Genomic DNA, 15,187 nt, shown 5'->3' with positions numbered 1-15,187 from the left:
ACGCCAGTCGTGTACCGGCACCCGGCGGACGCGTCCCGGCGCGGACATCGACGGTTTGAGCATCTCCTGCCGGACTCGGCTTCCGCAGCGGATGTTCCACTCGTCGGCGTCTGCCGACGGTGCCTGCGCGACGCGGCGCGCGGTCCGCACCCGGTTTCGCCGTGCTCAGCTGGTACGGAAGGGGAATGCGTCCACCCCCGAGCCAGGTTCCGCCCCGAGCATGGCGATCAGGGTGTCCATTACCCACGCCGTCATCGAGCCCAGTCGGCTGAGGTCGCAGTCGGCTCCGTTGTCGGGGTGGTCCCGGTCCGGCTGATCGACCTGCCAGCGGGTGGCGATCCGATGTAGCGGCACCTGATGGATTCCATCGACCTCGGCAAGGTTGACCGCTCCGAGGTACCCGAGCCGATTCGACCAGCCCAGAACGGGGACCACGAGGAACCGGGTTTCGGGTTCGGTCACGGCGGGCAGCACGCCGAGAATGCGGACACCGTCCTGGTTCAGGCCGATCTCTTCGCGGGCCTCCCGCAGGGCGGTCGCCACCGGCCCGCCGTCGCCAGGATCCTGGACGCCGCCGGGGAACACGAGACGTCCGGGATAGTCGTGCAGATCGGAAGTGCGTTGTGTGAGCAGCACCTGAGGACCGGTCGGTCCCTCCGTGAGCAGCACCAGCACGGCAGCGGTGCGCAGGATGACCGACCCCCCGCTGGGCATCTCGTTCGGCAGGTAGGGTCGCAACGTGGCTGCCAGCCGGGTAGCCCACGGCGGCATGTCGTCCACGACGCTGTTGCGGTGCGCGGGCGAGGTCTCGCAGTCGGTGCCGATCCATCGGAGCTGTCCGGATCGCACGTGCAAGGTGGCGATGCCGGGAGCCGTGTCGGGCGAGGTCACCTGCCGGGTCTGCTGCCCGAGTCCCGGATGGCCGAACAGTGCACGGGCAGCGCGATGTGGCGGCGGTGCGCCGTTGCCGGCCCAGTCGGCGGGGTTGTTTGCTACGGCGACGAAGGCCTGCGCCGAGCCGACCAGATGGGCGACCTGACCGGTGAAGGGGGCCAGGCTCTCGCTCATCGCCGGGACCAGCACCACGTTGGCGCCGATCTCGGCCAGAGTGTGTACTGCCTGCGGGTTGAGCAGATCCCGGCAGATCGCGAGGACCAGGTGCCACCCTTCGGCGGTGACGTACACCCGCACCTCGGGCCAGCCCTGGGGCTGGATGTCCTCCCGGATCGGTTGTTCCGCCGGCGAATGCTTGTCGTGAATCAACGGGCGGTCGTGTCCACGGATCCAGGCCAGGGCGGTGTTGCGGCGGCGTGGCGGTGATCCGTCGGCGTGATGGTAGCTGCCCGCCACCAGGATCTGGGGTCCGTCGTCTCGTTTGACCCAGTTCTGCAGGTCGTGCGCGAGGGCTTCGGTGACGCACAGTTCGGGCAGCACGACGATGGACGCGCCGGCCCGGACGGCGTCGCGGACGAGTCGGTCGAGGTGCGCACGCTGTGCGTCGAGATGCGCCGGCTGCACCGGAAACGCGGGTTGGCTGGGATCGTCGGGAAGGGTGAATTCGGTGAGGCCGCGGTTGGGGTGGCAGGTGGCAACGATCGTTTCGGTGGTGATCAGTTCGGTGGCAGTCTCGACGAGACTGTAGTCGAACACAACACGGAACTGCGTGGCCCATCCTCCGGCCAACCGGACGTGGCGGGTCTCGTCCAGCCGGTTTGCCAGTCGCCAGGGCGGCGCCGTGGGCTGCATATCCATCACCGTCCGGACGTCGGGTCCTCCGAGTGGGATCGGGTCTCCGACACCGGGCTGGTACGGGCTGCGGCGGCGGAAGGAGTCGGCGAAGAATTGCCCGTAATGGTCGTCGAGGAACTGGGCCAGCTCCCGGGCCACCACCACGGGCGCGACTGCCCCTACCGGCTGCAGCGCATCGACGAGACCGCGTCGCGTTGCCGGGTCCAGCGCCGCGGTGGCCGGACGGGAACGGGCGAGGGCGCGGAGGGGCTCGAGCATCTGGGTCACGGTGGCCTGGGTCGCGGGGTTGCCGGCCTGCTCCCACAGCACGGGATGTTCGTCACGGCACAGGTGCAGTAGATGGGTCAAGGTCACCAGAGGGTCGGGCTCGTGCTCGACTGCGGCGCGCAGCGCTGCCAGTTCCTCGGCCGGTGAATGAAGTTGCGCCACGCACGGCGAGCACGGCACGTCCTCGGCGGCCAGGACGCCGCCCGGTTCCGTCATCGAGGATCCGGTCGGGCCGGGAAGCTCACTGCGGCTCATATCGATTTATCTTGCCCTCGTCCCAGCCCCGACACCGGGATGTGGACGTGCAGAGACTGTTCCCGGTGCCGGCACGGCCGAGTCGGCCGGCGCCTACGGCCGATCGCAGACGGTTACTGTCGGCGGGTGACCGCACCAGAGATTGCCGATCGGTCCCGGCGTCATATCGGCCGCGGCGAACGTCGACGGGCGATGTTGGCAGGCCCGGACGTCATCGGTCTGAGTTTTGCGCTCGTGTTTCTTGCGTGGAGCCTGAGCCCGTCCTTGCTTCCGCGAGGATGGGTCGTCCAGGGTGTGCTCAGTGGGCTCGCCGGCGCCACGGGTTACGGCGTGGGCCTGGCACTGGCCTTCCCGGTCCGTCGATGGATTGTGCCGAAGTTGTCGTGGAGGCCGCTTTCCTCCCGCCGAGCGGAAAAAATCCTGCCGCTGATAGTCGTGGCCGGAGCCGCGGCGATGGTGGTCGGTACCGCGTGGGCGGCCGCGGACTGGCAACGTGATCTCGCTGTACTGGTGGGGATGCCCTCGCCCGCCACGGTGCCCTACGGGCGCACGACTCTGCTCGGGGCGGCGATCTTCGGAACGGTGTTGTTTCTCGCCCGAGGACTGGCGACGATGGCCCGCGGTGGGGGGCACTGGCTCCGCGGCCGAGCGCATCTACCCCCGATCGTGGCGCATGCGGTTGTGCCGCTCGTGATGCTGCTCGTGGTGGTGTTCGCCGTCGACGAGGTCGACCGGTCGGGCAGTTCCGGCGCGGCCCGCCGTGTCTTCGGCGCCCAGGACGGTACCGCGGCGGACGTTGTCCAACCGCAGCTAACGGAGCGTTCGGGCAGTCTTGTGTCGCGGTCGGGGTGGGACACGCTCGGGATGCCGGGACAGTTGTTCGTGAGCGGCGGCCGCACAGCGATGGAGTTGGCGACGGTCAACGGCGCCCCGGCCCGGGAACCGATCCGGGTGTATGCCGGTCTCGCCTCCGCTGCCGACACCGCCGCTCGGGTCGAGCTTGTCCTCGACGAACTCGACCGCACCGCGGCGTGGAATCGGAAGATCCTCGTCGTGGCCGGTACGACGGGGGCCGGGAAGCTCGATCCGATCGCCGTCGACTCCGTGGAGTTGATGTACAACGGCGACACCGCCATCGCCGCAATGCAATATTCCTCCCTGCCGAGCTGGCTTTCGCTTCTGGTCGACCGGGCGGCCGCCGACGCGGCGGGCGCCGCTCTCATCGACGGTATCCGCCAACGGTGGTCGCAGCTTCCCCCGGACCGCCGCCCCCGCCTGGTGGTCTACGGCGAGGGCCTCGGCGCGCAGTCGATCGAAGCCGCCTTCGACGGCCCCGGCGAGCTACGCCGATCGGTCGACGGGGCCTTGTTTGTGGGCCCGAACTCGGACCGGTTGTGGCGCAGCGTGAAAGATCGACGCGATCCCGGTACCACGGAGGTGCTGCCGACCTACTCCGACGGTCTCGTCATCCGATTCGCCGCCACCCGGCAGGATCTGGTGGTACCCACCGAAAATGGGTTGCACACCACGAGCGAGCCCTGGACACCCCCGCGCGTGCTCTACCTGCAGCACAGCTCCGATCCGACGGTGTGGTGGGATCCCGCGCTGCTGTTCTCACGACCGGACTGGCTGTCCGAACCCCCGGGCGGCGACCGCAGCCCCGCCATGCGCTGGTACCCCTTCGTGACCTTCGGGCAGGTCACCGCCGATCTGGCCCGGGCGCAGACCTCACCACCCGGGCACGGACACAATTACGCCGACCTGATCCCCTATGCCTGGGCCGCTGTCGCGGCGCCGCAAGGGTGGAGCGAGGCAGACACCGAGCGTATCGCCCGCGCCGTAGTGATGTCACCGCCGGACCGATGAGTGCACATTGCGGTGGCAACGGCTACCGGACAGTCCTCGGCCGAGACCCAGACGTCAACGTCGTTGATGTGACAGTCTGCAACTACGTCACTTAGTAGTACGGGAAGGCGTGCCCCATGGACGAGGAACACACATTCGAGGTGGTCGTCGGAGTGGACGGATCACCCCAGTCACTGCTCGCCCTGGAATGGGCGGTCACGGAAGCTCGGCTGCGCCACGGGCAGCTCCGCGTGGTGACCGGATGGCAGTTTCCCGCAGTAGCGGCCGGTATGGAAAGCCTGCCATGGGAGTTCGATGCGTTTCAGCGCGTGGCGCAACGAATCCAGGCCCGAGCATTGAAGGAGGTGTCCTGCGACGGTGTCGCCGTCAGCAGTGAAATCCATCAGGGGCCCGCCGCGGCCGTGCTGTTGACGGCGTCGAAGGACGCAGATCTTCTGGTCGTGGGTTCGCGCGGCCACGGCGGCTTCACCAACCTGCTGCTCGGCTCGGTGTCGAGTCAGATCGCCCACCACGCCCCCTGTCCGGTACTGATCATCCGGCCGAAGCACCCGGCACGTGCTGCGATATGACTCGCTCCGTCGCGGTGCTCGGCACGCGGCGATCCCGCCGGCGCCCGGTTGGGGATCCGCCTCCTCGGCCGACCCCGATCGGATCGACGTCGATGCCGTCACCGGGTTCCGGCGCCCTTCCAGAAGCGCCGTCTCTCTGGCCCGGTCCGGACAGCTTGCCTCAGGATTGTGTTTCAGTACCCGGCGGTGGGCAGTTCGACGGTGAAGCGTGCCCCACGGCCGGGTCCCTCGCTGTGCGCCTGGATACGCCCGTGGTGAGCTTCGACGAGGGCTCGGGTGATGGTCAGGCCGATGCCGCTCCCACCGTGTCGGCGGTCGCGGGCGGCATCGGCCCGGTAGAACCGGTCGAACAGATGATCGAGGTGATCGGGGGTGATGCCGTCACCGGTGTCGGCGACGGCGATCTCCGCATGACCGTTGTCCACTCGTCTGCTGGTGACGGTGACCGTGCCCCCGTTGGGGGTGTGGCGCAGGGCGTTGTCGAGTAGATTGCCCAGCACCTGACCGAGCCGGTCGGGATCGACCGTCACAGCTGCGGAGTCGTCGATACGGCTGTGCACGGCAACGCCCTTGCTGTCGTACTGTTCGCGCACGGCATCCACCGCGGTGGTGACCAGGGCGCCGGTGGTGGTGGGCACCGGCCGGATGCGGGTGAGGTGTTCTTCGGCGCGCGAGACCGCGGTGATGTCCTGGGCGAGACGACCCAGCCGGTGGGTGGCGGCGCGCAGGACCGCCCGGGTGTCGTCGTCGAAGGTGCGGATGCCGTCGTCGAGGGCTTCGAGGTAGGAGTCGAGGGTGGCGATGGGGGTGCGCATCTCGTGGCCGAGGTCGGCGAGCATCCGACGCCGGGTGGTTTCGGTGGCGTCGAGCCGGCGGGCGAGTTCGTTGACGGTGGCGGCGAGTTCGTCGAATTCGCCGCCGAGTCCGGGACTGGGCACGCGGGTGTCGTAGTGGCCATCGGCGATCCGGGCCGTGGAGGCGGTCACGGCGGTCAGCGAGCGTTGGACGCGGCGGGTGAAGTACCAGCTCACCGCCAGCGCCAGGAGCACGGCGATCGCGATGGCCAGGCCCCAGGCCAGGATGATCGCCCGGGTGAATGCCTGTTCGACGTGGGCGGCTTCGCTGGAGTTGTGGTCGATGCCGGCCTGGCCGAGGTGATCGTGGAAGATGCCGGGCGCGAGCGCGGAGGCGACGAGCCAGGCGCTGACCGCGCAGCCGACCACCACCACGGTCAGGGCGAGGAACAGTCGGGTGCCGAAACTCGAACCGGTCAGTGCCCGTCGCAGCGACGGCCCCGACGCGGGGATCCGAGTGTTCATTGTCCGGTGCCCATCCGGTAGCCGACGCCGCGGACGGTGCGCACGTAGCGGCCTTCGGTGGCGTCGTCGCCGAGTTTGCGGCGCAGATGCCCGATGTGCACGTTGACCAGCTGCTCGTCCCCGACCCAGCTCGGACCCCACACCGCTTCGATCAGCTGCGTCCGGCTGAGAACGACAGCGGGATCCTGGGACAGGGCGGCGAGGACGTCGAATTCGGTGCGGGTGAGTGCCACCGGCACGCCGCCGACGGTGACCTCACGGCCGTCGACGTCGATGGCCAGGTCACCGAAGTTGCGGGCGGGCGTGCCCGGAACAGACTCGGCCGGCCGGGGGGTGTGGGTGCGGGGGCGACGCAGCATGGCCTGGATGCGGGCCGTCAACTCCCGGGGGCTGAACGGTTTGCTCATGTAGTCATCCGCGCCGACGGAGAGCCCGATGAGGGTGTCGACTTCCTCGGTGCGGGCGGTGAGCATCACCACGTAGGCGTCGGAGAAGGTGCGCAGTTGCCGGCACACCTCGACACCGTCCAGATGTGGCAGGCCCAGATCCAGGACCACGACATCGGGATCGACCTGCCGGGCGAGGCCGACCGCGTCGGCGCCGTCACCGGTGATCGTGACCTCGAACCCGTCGCGTTCGAGGTAGCTGCCCACCAGGTTCGCCAGCGGCGCCTCGTCCTCGACGACCATCGCCCGCAACCCCGTCGGCGGGCGCCGCACCGTTGCGGTGTCGCTGCTGGTCTCGGGCGTGCGCGCAGAGGTGTCCATGGCATCCATCATCGCCAGTAGCGTCCGGCGCTGACGTTGCGGGCCGGACTTCTTGAGCAAATCTTCATGCAACCTCCACCGGATTACCGGGGTCCGTGCGCGAGGCTGGAAGCACGAAGAGAAGGAAGGGGACGATCATGATGGGCTGGGCAGGTGAGCTGAGCTTGACCGGATGGATTCTCATGGCCGTGTGCATGCTCGCGTTCTGGGCGGTGGTGCTCTACCTGATGGCCGCCATGTTCCGCACCGACCGCGCAAGCGGGCCAGACGGCACCGAACACGAGGCAGGTCCGCTGCAGGTGCTCGAAGCGCGTTTCGCCCGCGGCGATATCGACTACGACGAATTCGTCGCACGCCGTCAGCTACTGACCCCGACCAGGGGCACGGCCGATGGCAGCGGCCGACAGGAGCCGATCCGTGGGTGAACTGACCCGCCGGTCCTTCATGCTCGGATCGCTTTTCGTCGGTGCCGGGGCGCTGGCGGCCTGTTCCGGATCCGGATCGCCGACCGGTGCGCCGGTGACCGCCTCGTCGGGCGTGGTGCGCCGGCTCGAGCAGCAGCGCCGCAGCCCCGGCCAGCGAGTGGTCTCGGCCCGGTTGACGCCGCGTCCGGTCGAGGTGGACCTCGGTGGGCGCGTCGTCTCCACCTGGGGCTACGACCAGAATCTGCCCGGACCCCTGCTCCGGGCCCGCGCCGGGGATCTGCTGCGGGTGGAGGTCGACAACCGGCTGCCGGTCGAGACGAGCGTGCACTGGCACGGCCTGGCGCTGAGCAACGACATGGACGGGGTACCCGGGTTGACCCAGGACCCCATCACCGCCGGCGGCCGGTTTACCTACGAGTTCACCGTCCCGGATCCGGGCACGTACTTCTACCATTCGCATTCCGGGCTGCAGCTCGACCGCGGCCTGTACGGCGCGCTGGTCATCGACGACCCGCTCGAGCCCGGCGACTACGACCACGAGTGGATCGTGGTGCTCGACGACTGGCTCGACGGTACCGGCCGCACCCCGGACGAGGTGGGCCGCGACCTCGGCATCGGCGCCACCGGCGAGAGCGACGATGCCGGGATGGGCGGGATGGACCACGGCGCCATGGACGGCATGGACGGCATGGACATGGGGGAGGAAACGATGCTCTCCCCGCTGCTCGGCGGCGCCGGGGACGTCTCCTACCCGCACTTCCTGGTCGGCGGCCGAGTCCCCGAGGACCCGATGGTTTTCACCGCCACACCGCGGCAGCGGGTACGGATCCGGTTCGTCAACGCCGGCGCGGACACCGCCTTCCGTGTTGCGCTGGGCGGGCACCGGATGACCGTCACCCACACCGACGGCTTCCCCGTCGTGCCGCAGGACACCGACGCACTGCTGATCGGCATGGGCGAGCGCTTCGACGTGCTCGTCACCCTCGGCGACGGCGTGTTCCCGTTGTTCGCGCAGGCGGAAGGCAAGACCGGGCACGGGCTAGCGCTGGTGCGCACCGCCGTCGGCGAGCTACCCGCACGGTCCCGGCCCGAGGAGCTGGAGCGGCGGGTGCTGCTCGGCACCGACCTCGCGCCCCGCGAGTATGTGCGGCTGACGGAGCGCGATCACGACCTGTATCACAGCGTGGATATGGGCGGGACCATGTCGCCGTACCGGTGGACCCTCAACGGCCGGGCCCACCCCGACATCCCGCCGCTGGACGTGAGCGAAGGGCAGCGGGTACGTATGCGGATGCGGAACATGTCGGACATGTTCCACCCGATGCACCTGCACGGGCACACCTTCGCGCTCACCGACACCGGTCTGCGCAAGGACACCGTCACCATCGGGCCGATGCGCACCGTCGAGATCGAATTCGACACCGACAACCCGGGCCAATGGGCCCTGCACTGCCACAACGCCTACCACCAGGAGGCCGGGATGATGACCACCGTGTCCTACCTGGCCTAGTCCAGGGTGCGCCGGCTGCGGGGATACCCCGTCGTTGGTTCACCTGTGTCTGTGACCGTTCGAGGAAAGGATCCACTCATGAACAAGAAGACTCTCGCCGTCGGCGCCATGGCGCTGGCGGTGGTGTTCACCGCGGCGGCGTGCAGCGACTCCGACACCGGCACCACCGCCGCCACATCGAGCGCCACCACCTCGGCCACCGCCTCCGCCGCCGACGAAGCGGCAGCGCACAACGACGCCGACNGATGATGATCCCGCACCACAGTCAGGCCATCGAGATGAGCGACATGCTGCTGGCCAAGCAGGACATCCCCGCCGACGTGACCGCGCTGGCCGAGCAGATCAAGGCCGCTCAGGGCCCGGAGATCGCGCAGCTCGAATCCTGGCTCGAGCAGTGGGGCGAGCCCACCGAGATGCCCGAAACCGGCAACAACGACATGCCCGGCATGGACATGGACGAGGGCATGGACGGTATGGAGGGAATGGAGGGAATGCAGATGGAAGGGATGATGAGTGAGGAGGACATGCAGGCACTGTCCGATGCGCAGGGCACCGACGCCGCTCGCCTGTTCCTCGAGCAGATGATCGCCCACCACGAAGGCGCGATCGACATGGCGCAGACCGAGATCGAGGACGGACAGTTCCCCGACGCCGTCGAGATGGCCCGCACCATCGTCGACACCCAGCAGCAGGAGATCGACACCATGCGCCAGCTGCTGACCACCCTGTAGACACCGCGTTCGTTTCCCAACCCACTACAGTCAGGAGCTTGTCTCGATGGCGCGCCCCGAGCACGGACCCAACGACCCGGAGCCGGCATCCGCCGGGCATGACCACGGTGCGGTGACGCAGAGTCCGCCCCCCGATGAACATGATGCGCACGCCGGTCACGGTGAGCACCTCGCCCATGTCGGGCACGAAGGCCACACCGGGCACGAGGGTCACACCGGGCACGGGGGCCATGATCGACATGCCGGGCACGGGGCGCACGGGGAGATGTTCCGCCGCCGGTTCTGGGTCAGCCTGATCCTGTCGGTGCCGGTCGTCGCGTTCAGCCACATGGTCGCCGACCTGCTCGGCTACCCCATGCCGGACTTCCCCGGCGCGATGTGGATTCCGCCGGTGCTGGGCACGGTGATCTTCGTCTACGGCGGCACGCCGTTCCTCACCGGCGGCTGGGCCGAACTCCGCTCGCGCCGCCCCGGGATGATGCTGCTCATCGCCATGGCCATCAGCGTCGCATTCGTCGCGTCCTGGGTCACCACCCTCGGACTCGGCGGATTCAACCTGGATTTCTGGTGGGAGCTGGCGCTGCTGATCGTGATCATGCTGCTCGGGCACTGGCTCGAGATGCGTGCCCTCGGCTCGGCATCGGGCGCCCTCGAAGCCCTGGCCGCGATGCTCCCGGACACCGCGGAGAAGATCACCGATGACGGCACCCGCGAGGTGCCGATCTCGGAGCTGTCCCGTGGCGATCGGGTGCTGGTTCGCGCCGGGGCGCGAGTGCCCGCCGACGGCACCGTCACCGACGGCCGCGCCGAGGTCGACGAATCGATGATCACCGGCGAATCCAAAGCGGTCACCCGGCAGGTCGGGGACACCGTGGTCGCCGGCACCGTCGCCACCGACAGCGCGCTGCGGGTGCGCATCACCGCGGTCGGCGACGACACTGCCCTGGCCGGCATCCAACGGATGGTCGCCGACGCCCAGGCCTCCTCCTCTCGCGCCCAGGCACTGGCGGACAAGGCCGCGGCGTTCCTGTTCTACTTCGCCGCCATCGCGGGCATCGTCACCTTTACGGTGTGGTCGCTGCTCGGCAACGTCGACGAGGCCGTGGTGCGCACCGTCACCGTGCTGGTCATCGCCTGCCCCCACGCCCTCGGTTTGGCGATCCCGCTGGTGATCGCGATCTCCACCGAACGCGCCGCCCAGGCCGGGGTGCTGGTCAAGGACCGGCTCTCGCTCGAACGCATGCGCACCGTCGATGTGGTGCTCTTCGACAAGACCGGCACGTTGACCCAGGGCCGGCATCAGGTCACCGGCGTCGCTGTGACCGACGGGATCAGCGACGAGCAGGTGCTGGCGTTGGCCGCGGCGGTCGAGGCCGACAGTGAACATCCCGTCGCGCGGGCCATCGTCGCCGCCGCCGACAGTCGTGTCCCGGCGGGCGAGCGGATCGTCGCCACCGACTTCCGGTCGCTACCCGGACGCGGGGTGCGCGCGATCGTCGACGGCACCGAGGTGACGGTCGGCGGACCGGCGATGCTCACCGACCTGTCGTTGTCGGTGCCCGCGGACGTCACCGCCGTCACCGCCGGGTGGATCCGGCGCGGGGCTTCGGTGCTGCACCTGGCCGAGGGTGACCGGGTGCTCGGGGCGGTGGCGCTGGAGGACGCCGTGCGCGAGGAATCGCGTCAGGCCATCGACGCGTTGCACGCCCGTGGGGTGAAGGTCGCGATGATCACCGGGGATGCGCGGCAGGTCGCCGACGCGGTGGCGGCCGATCTCGGTATCGACGAGGTGTTCGCCGAGGTGCTGCCCGAACACAAGGACGCCAAGGTCACCGAACTGCAGAACCGCGGGCACACGGTCGCGATGGTCGGCGACGGTGTCAACGACGCCCCCGCTTTGGCCCGCGCCGATGTCGGCGTCGCGATCGGTGCAGGCACCGATGTGGCCATCGAATCCGCCGGCGTCGTGCTCGCGGCGAACGATCCGCGGGCGGTGCTGTCGATCATCGCGCTCTCGCATGCCAGCTACCGCAAGATGTGGCAGAACCTGGTGTGGGCCACCGGCTACAACATCATCGCCGTTCCGCTCGCCGCCGGGGTGCTGGCCTTCGCCGGGGTCGCGATCTCCCCGGCGGTGGCCGCGATCCTCATGTCGGTCTCGACGATCGTGGTCGCGCTCAATGCTCAGCTGCTGCGCCGCCTCGACCTCGACCCCGCCCGCCTGGCCCGCACCTGAGCCGGCACCCGACCCGATCCGAAACGAGTTCGTTTTTCATGTGGAGTTTTCCCCTGCGCCGGTGGGCGCATGTCCTTGTCCCTGTGGCTGCTGCGGCGGTGCTGGTCGGGTGTTCGACCGGCGAGCCACCCACCCCGGCCGGGTCCGGGTCCGGGGCCGGGGTGGCGGCGGTCGAGTCGTCGGTGCCCGGGGTGGCGTTGGCCCCGGCGCTCGATCACCTGCACGGTCTGCATCTGGCCCCCGGCGGGGCGGTGCTGGCCGGCACCCACACCGGCCTCGTCGACCTCGCCACCGACGGGCGCACCACCCGCCTCGGGGGCTCCGACGACGACTTCATGGGACTGACCGGCGTGCCCGGCAGCGACCACCTTTTCGCGTCCGGGCATCCGGGGCCGTCCAGCTCCGCCCCGAACCCACTGGGACTGATCGAAAGCCTCGATGGCGGCCGCACCTGGACACCGAAATCCCTGACCGGTGAAGTCGACTTTCATGCCCTGGCCACCGACGGAGAGCTGCTGGTCGGATACGAGGGCGGCACCGGCCTGCTGACCTCCACCGACGACGGCGCCACCTGGAGTGCCGGCGCCCCGCTGGCCGCGGCCGCGCTCGCCGTCACCGACACCGGAGTGTGGGCGACCACCACCGCCGGACTCAAACACAGCACCGACGCCGGGCGCACCTTCACCCTGGTGCCCGACGCCCCGCCGCTGGCGTTGCTCTCCGCCGCGAGCGACGGCTCCCTGTGGGGGGTCGACACCACCGGCACCGCCTGGCGCAGCCGCACCGGCCAGAGCTGGGAACAACACGCGGTGGTCGGGCCGGTCGAAGCCGTGCTGGCCGTCGACTTCGACACCGCCTATGCCGCGACCGCCCAGACGCTCTACCCACTGGACTGACCCCGATGAGCACTGATCCGGGCCTTATTGCGGGAATGGTTGCCCAGTTTGCGCAGCCGCGTCACCGACGACAATCGTCCATCCCGGGTCGAGGGGACAGTGCACATCAGGTCCGGCCGGTGGGTCTCGAGCAGCGCCCAGTCGAGGACGTTGTCGCCGAACAGCGAATCGATGTGCTGATAGCGGGCGCTCGCCTCGGGGCGGTAGAAGTTCAGGTCGTGCCGGTTGCGGATGCGGGCAGCAGGTCGAACCCCGACAGAGTGCCCCGGCCGAACACCGGCAGCGACATCGCATGCAGCTACGCGGCGGGCCTCGGTCGGTGGCGGCGGTGGCGGCCCCCGTCAGCGTCCGGTGTGGAGATTTTGCACCGGAAATGTGTCCTGCGCACGTGATCGGATCCGACCCGACCTGTGTCCTTCCGATACGGAGTCCGGTCAGCTGTTCGGTTCCCAGCGCGCCCCACATGCTGGCGCGCACCGCACACTCTTCAGGAGAGTTTCGTGACCCCCTCCGGCAACTTCGGTCCCCGCGTCAGCAGGCGAACATTCCTCACCGCCACCTCGGTGGGCATCGGCGGTCTGGCGCTGACCGCGTGCAGCAAGACAACCTCGACGACGCCCGGCACCACAGCAGCGAGCGTCGAGCAGAGCGCGATTCTCGCTGCCGAGGCGAAACGCCCTCACACCGGTCGTACCGTCACTGCCAACCTCACCCCGCAAATGACAGAACTCGACCTCGGCGGACCAACAGTGCGTTCCTACGCCTACGGCGACACGGTGCCGGGACAGGTGATCCGCGCCGGCGTCGGTGACGAGCTGGCCGTCACGGTCGACAACAAGATGTCTGATCCCACATCGGTGCACTGGCATGGCATCGCTCTGCGCAACGACATGGACGGCGCCGCCCCCGCAAGCCCCGACATCAAGCCGGGCGAGTCCTTCACCTACCGGTTCTCGGTGCCGCACTCGGGCACCTTCTGGGCCCACCCACATGTCGGTGGGCAAACGGACTACGGGCTGTATGCGCCGGTGATCGTCGACGACCCCAACGAACCCTTGTCGTACGACGCGGAATGGATCGTGGTCCTCGATGACTGGACCGATGGTGTCGGTCGCAGCCCTCAACAGATTCTCGACGAACTCCGCGAAGGTGGGATGGGATCGATGGATCACGGCTCCATGCCCGGGATGAGCATGCCAGGTATGTCCGGCATGCCGGGCATGTCATCAGGCATGTCATCAGGCATGTCGGGCATGGCTCAGCCGCCCACCAGCGGCTTGTCCGATGGGACGAGCGACAACCTTCTCGGCGGTGACGCCGGGGATGTCACCTACCCGCTCTATCTGATCAACGGCCGCGTCCCGGAGTCTCCTTCTTCGTTCACCGCCAAGCCGGGCCAGCGGATCCGGATTCGTATCATCAATACCGGTGCCGACACCGCGTTCCGGGTCGCGCTCGCCGGGCACCGCATGACCGTCACCCACACCGACGGCTTCCCTGTGGTCCCCACCGAGGTCGATGCACTGTTGGTCGGAATGTCCGAACGCTACGACGTCATCGTCACGGCCGCAGACGGCGTCTTTCCGCTCGTCGCCGCGGCAGAGGGTAAGAACGCGCAGACCCGCGCCCTGCTCCGGACAGGCGCCGGCGCCGTGCCGGATCCAGGTATGCGGCCCACCGAACTCGCCGGGCAGGTCGGCACCGTGCACTCGTTCTCGGCCACCGGTGAAGTGATGCTTCCCCAGGGACCGCCGGATGTGAACCTGACGGCCGATCTCGGTGGCGACATGATGAGCTATCAGTGGACGATCAACGGCCGGATGTTCGACCAGATGGAGCCACTGACCGTCCGGGAAGGCCAGCATGCCCGATTGACGTTCACCAACATGTCGATGATGTGGCATCCGATGCACCTGCACGGGCACACGTTCCAGGTCGTCCGCGCCGATGGCACCCCAGGACCGCGTAAGGACACCGTGATCGTCCTGCCGATGCAGAAGATCGAAGTCAACCTCGTCGCTGACAATCCCGGTTACTGGATGCTGCACTGTCACAACGGCTACCACCAAGACGCGGGCATGATGACCAGGCTCGACTACCGGAGCTGAGCGCCGTGTGGGGGTGCGTCACCGGCACCCGGCACCGGTGATGCACCCCGCCGGGCGCGTTCTTCTCGGTAACCCGGCCGGTTCGGTACCCGGTCGGTGTGGACCGGATGTCTAACGCAGGGGTGGAGAGGGTCTGATTGTTTCGTAGGGCATCCGCCGCGGGTGTGGCCGTGCTCGCGGGGCACCACGCCAGCCAAGACGGACTGCAGGGCCCTGCCCTGCGGAGCAACGAATGTCGGATCAGCCGGGGTCAGCGTGAAGTGCCGGAACAACTCCTCACGACTGATCTCCGGGAACTCCCGAAGTCGCTGCAACTCCTCGCTCCCGAATGCCCGCGTCGCCGCGAACCCCAGCCTCCCAAAACGCCGACCAACCTCATCAATAGCCAAGCCGAGCGCCAACCATCCCGGTCCGCAGCCCGAACCGAGAAATCACCGCCGATCAGGAACTACGCGAACCTCGTGGTTTTGCGCCATTACTCCCGGGACC

Annotated in this window: 12 protein-coding genes; 8 read left to right on the top strand and 4 right to left on the bottom strand. The window is 68.7% G+C overall.

The features are described 5' to 3' along the window. Nucleotides 1-165: 165 nt before the first annotated feature. Nucleotides 166-2,271 (bottom strand): NUDIX domain-containing protein, encoded by a 2,106-nt coding sequence (locus QR64_RS15935; protein ID WP_084222349.1) that lies wholly within the window; start codon nucleotides 2,269-2,271, stop codon nucleotides 166-168. A 126-nt stretch (nucleotides 2,272-2,397) separates the two neighbouring features. On the opposite strand from QR64_RS15935, the gene QR64_RS15930 reads away from it, so the two are divergent. Both QR64_RS15930 and QR64_RS15925 read left to right on the top strand, forming a co-directional pair. Next, nucleotides 2,398-4,137 carry an alpha/beta hydrolase gene (locus tag QR64_RS15930; protein ID WP_161793632.1) on the top strand — a complete coding sequence of 580 codons (1,740 nt, stop codon included), beginning with the start codon at nucleotides 2,398-2,400 and terminating at the stop codon, nucleotides 4,135-4,137. A gap of 116 nt (nucleotides 4,138-4,253) precedes the next feature. Beyond that, nucleotides 4,254-4,706, top strand: a complete 453-nt coding sequence (locus QR64_RS15925) for a universal stress protein (RefSeq protein ID WP_006554270.1) — start codon at nucleotides 4,254-4,256, stop codon at nucleotides 4,704-4,706. A 173-nt stretch (nucleotides 4,707-4,879) separates the two neighbouring features. On the opposite strand, the gene QR64_RS15920 is transcribed toward QR64_RS15925, so the two are convergent. Continuing rightward, nucleotides 4,880-6,025, bottom strand: coding sequence for a sensor histidine kinase (locus QR64_RS15920; RefSeq protein ID WP_006554271.1), 1,146 nt, complete (start codon nucleotides 6,023-6,025; stop codon nucleotides 4,880-4,882). Then, on the bottom strand, nucleotides 6,022-6,792 hold the full coding sequence (locus tag QR64_RS15915) for a response regulator transcription factor (protein WP_006554272.1): 771 nt from the start codon (nucleotides 6,790-6,792) through the stop codon (nucleotides 6,022-6,024). The genes QR64_RS15920 and QR64_RS15915 overlap by 4 nt, the downstream gene beginning before the upstream one ends. A gap of 137 nt (nucleotides 6,793-6,929) precedes the next feature. Between QR64_RS15915 and QR64_RS15910 the strand changes: the two genes are divergently transcribed. From QR64_RS15910 to QR64_RS15890, 5 genes are all read left to right on the top strand, one after another. After that, the gene (locus QR64_RS15910; protein WP_006554273.1) at nucleotides 6,930-7,217 is read left to right on the top strand and encodes an SHOCT domain-containing protein; all 288 of its coding nucleotides are present in this window, start codon (nucleotides 6,930-6,932) and stop codon (nucleotides 7,215-7,217) included. Between the two features lie 19 nt (nucleotides 7,218-7,236). Beyond that, a complete protein-coding gene (locus QR64_RS15905) occupies nucleotides 7,237-8,727 on the top strand; it encodes a multicopper oxidase family protein (protein ID WP_372462306.1) in 1,491 nt (496 codons plus the stop codon). 244 nt (nucleotides 8,728-8,971) lie between these two features. Beyond that, a partial coding sequence (locus tag QR64_RS15900) for a DUF305 domain-containing protein (protein ID WP_235367171.1) occupies nucleotides 8,972-9,458 on the top strand: 487 nt, incomplete at its 5' end. 46 nt (nucleotides 9,459-9,504) lie between these two features. Beyond that, nucleotides 9,505-11,694: a copper-translocating P-type ATPase gene (locus tag QR64_RS15895; protein WP_052227334.1), complete on the top strand. Its 2,190-nt coding sequence runs from the start codon at nucleotides 9,505-9,507 to the stop codon at nucleotides 11,692-11,694. Between the two features lie 38 nt (nucleotides 11,695-11,732). Further along, nucleotides 11,733-12,590 carry a F510_1955 family glycosylhydrolase gene (locus QR64_RS15890; protein ID WP_037217562.1) on the top strand — a complete coding sequence of 286 codons (858 nt, stop codon included), beginning with the start codon at nucleotides 11,733-11,735 and terminating at the stop codon, nucleotides 12,588-12,590. Here the strand turns inward: QR64_RS15890 and QR64_RS25980 are convergent. Then, nucleotides 12,575-12,805, bottom strand: a complete 231-nt coding sequence (locus QR64_RS25980) for a transposase (RefSeq protein ID WP_230826341.1) — start codon at nucleotides 12,803-12,805, stop codon at nucleotides 12,575-12,577. The genes QR64_RS15890 and QR64_RS25980 overlap by 16 nt on opposite strands. A 285-nt stretch (nucleotides 12,806-13,090) precedes the next feature. Between QR64_RS25980 and QR64_RS15885 the strand changes: the two genes are divergently transcribed. Continuing rightward, on the top strand, nucleotides 13,091-14,698 hold the full coding sequence (locus QR64_RS15885) for a multicopper oxidase family protein (RefSeq protein WP_039586143.1): 1,608 nt from the start codon (nucleotides 13,091-13,093) through the stop codon (nucleotides 14,696-14,698). Nucleotides 14,699-15,187: the final 489 nt, after the last annotated feature.

The organism is Rhodococcus sp. Chr-9 (assembly GCF_000801125.1).
GTDB lineage: Bacteria > Actinomycetota > Actinomycetes > Mycobacteriales > Mycobacteriaceae > Rhodococcus > Rhodococcus pyridinivorans.
This window is presented reverse-complemented; position numbering and strand designations above follow the sequence as displayed.

What these genes read in the sequence shown, in the direction of transcription:
- QR64_RS15935 (WP_084222349.1), bottom strand. Translation starts at nt 2,271, where the DNA reads ATGAGCCGCAGTGAGCTTCCCGGCCCGACCGGATCCTCGATGACGGAA.
- QR64_RS15925 (WP_006554270.1), top strand. Translation starts at nt 4,254, where the DNA reads ATGGACGAGGAACACACATTCGAGGTGGTCGTCGGAGTGGACGGATCA.
- QR64_RS15920 (WP_006554271.1), bottom strand. Translation starts at nt 6,025, where the DNA reads ATGAACACTCGGATCCCCGCGTCGGGGCCGTCGCTGCGACGGGCACTG.
- QR64_RS15915 (WP_006554272.1), bottom strand. Translation starts at nt 6,792, where the DNA reads ATGGACACCTCTGCGCGCACGCCCGAGACCAGCAGCGACACCGCAACG.
- QR64_RS15910 (WP_006554273.1), top strand. Translation starts at nt 6,930, where the DNA reads ATGATGGGCTGGGCAGGTGAGCTGAGCTTGACCGGATGGATTCTCATG.
- QR64_RS15905 (WP_372462306.1), top strand. Translation starts at nt 7,237, where the DNA reads ATGCTCGGATCGCTTTTCGTCGGTGCCGGGGCGCTGGCGGCCTGTTCC.
- QR64_RS15895 (WP_052227334.1), top strand. Translation starts at nt 9,505, where the DNA reads ATGGCGCGCCCCGAGCACGGACCCAACGACCCGGAGCCGGCATCCGCC.
- QR64_RS15890 (WP_037217562.1), top strand. Translation starts at nt 11,733, where the DNA reads ATGTGGAGTTTTCCCCTGCGCCGGTGGGCGCATGTCCTTGTCCCTGTG.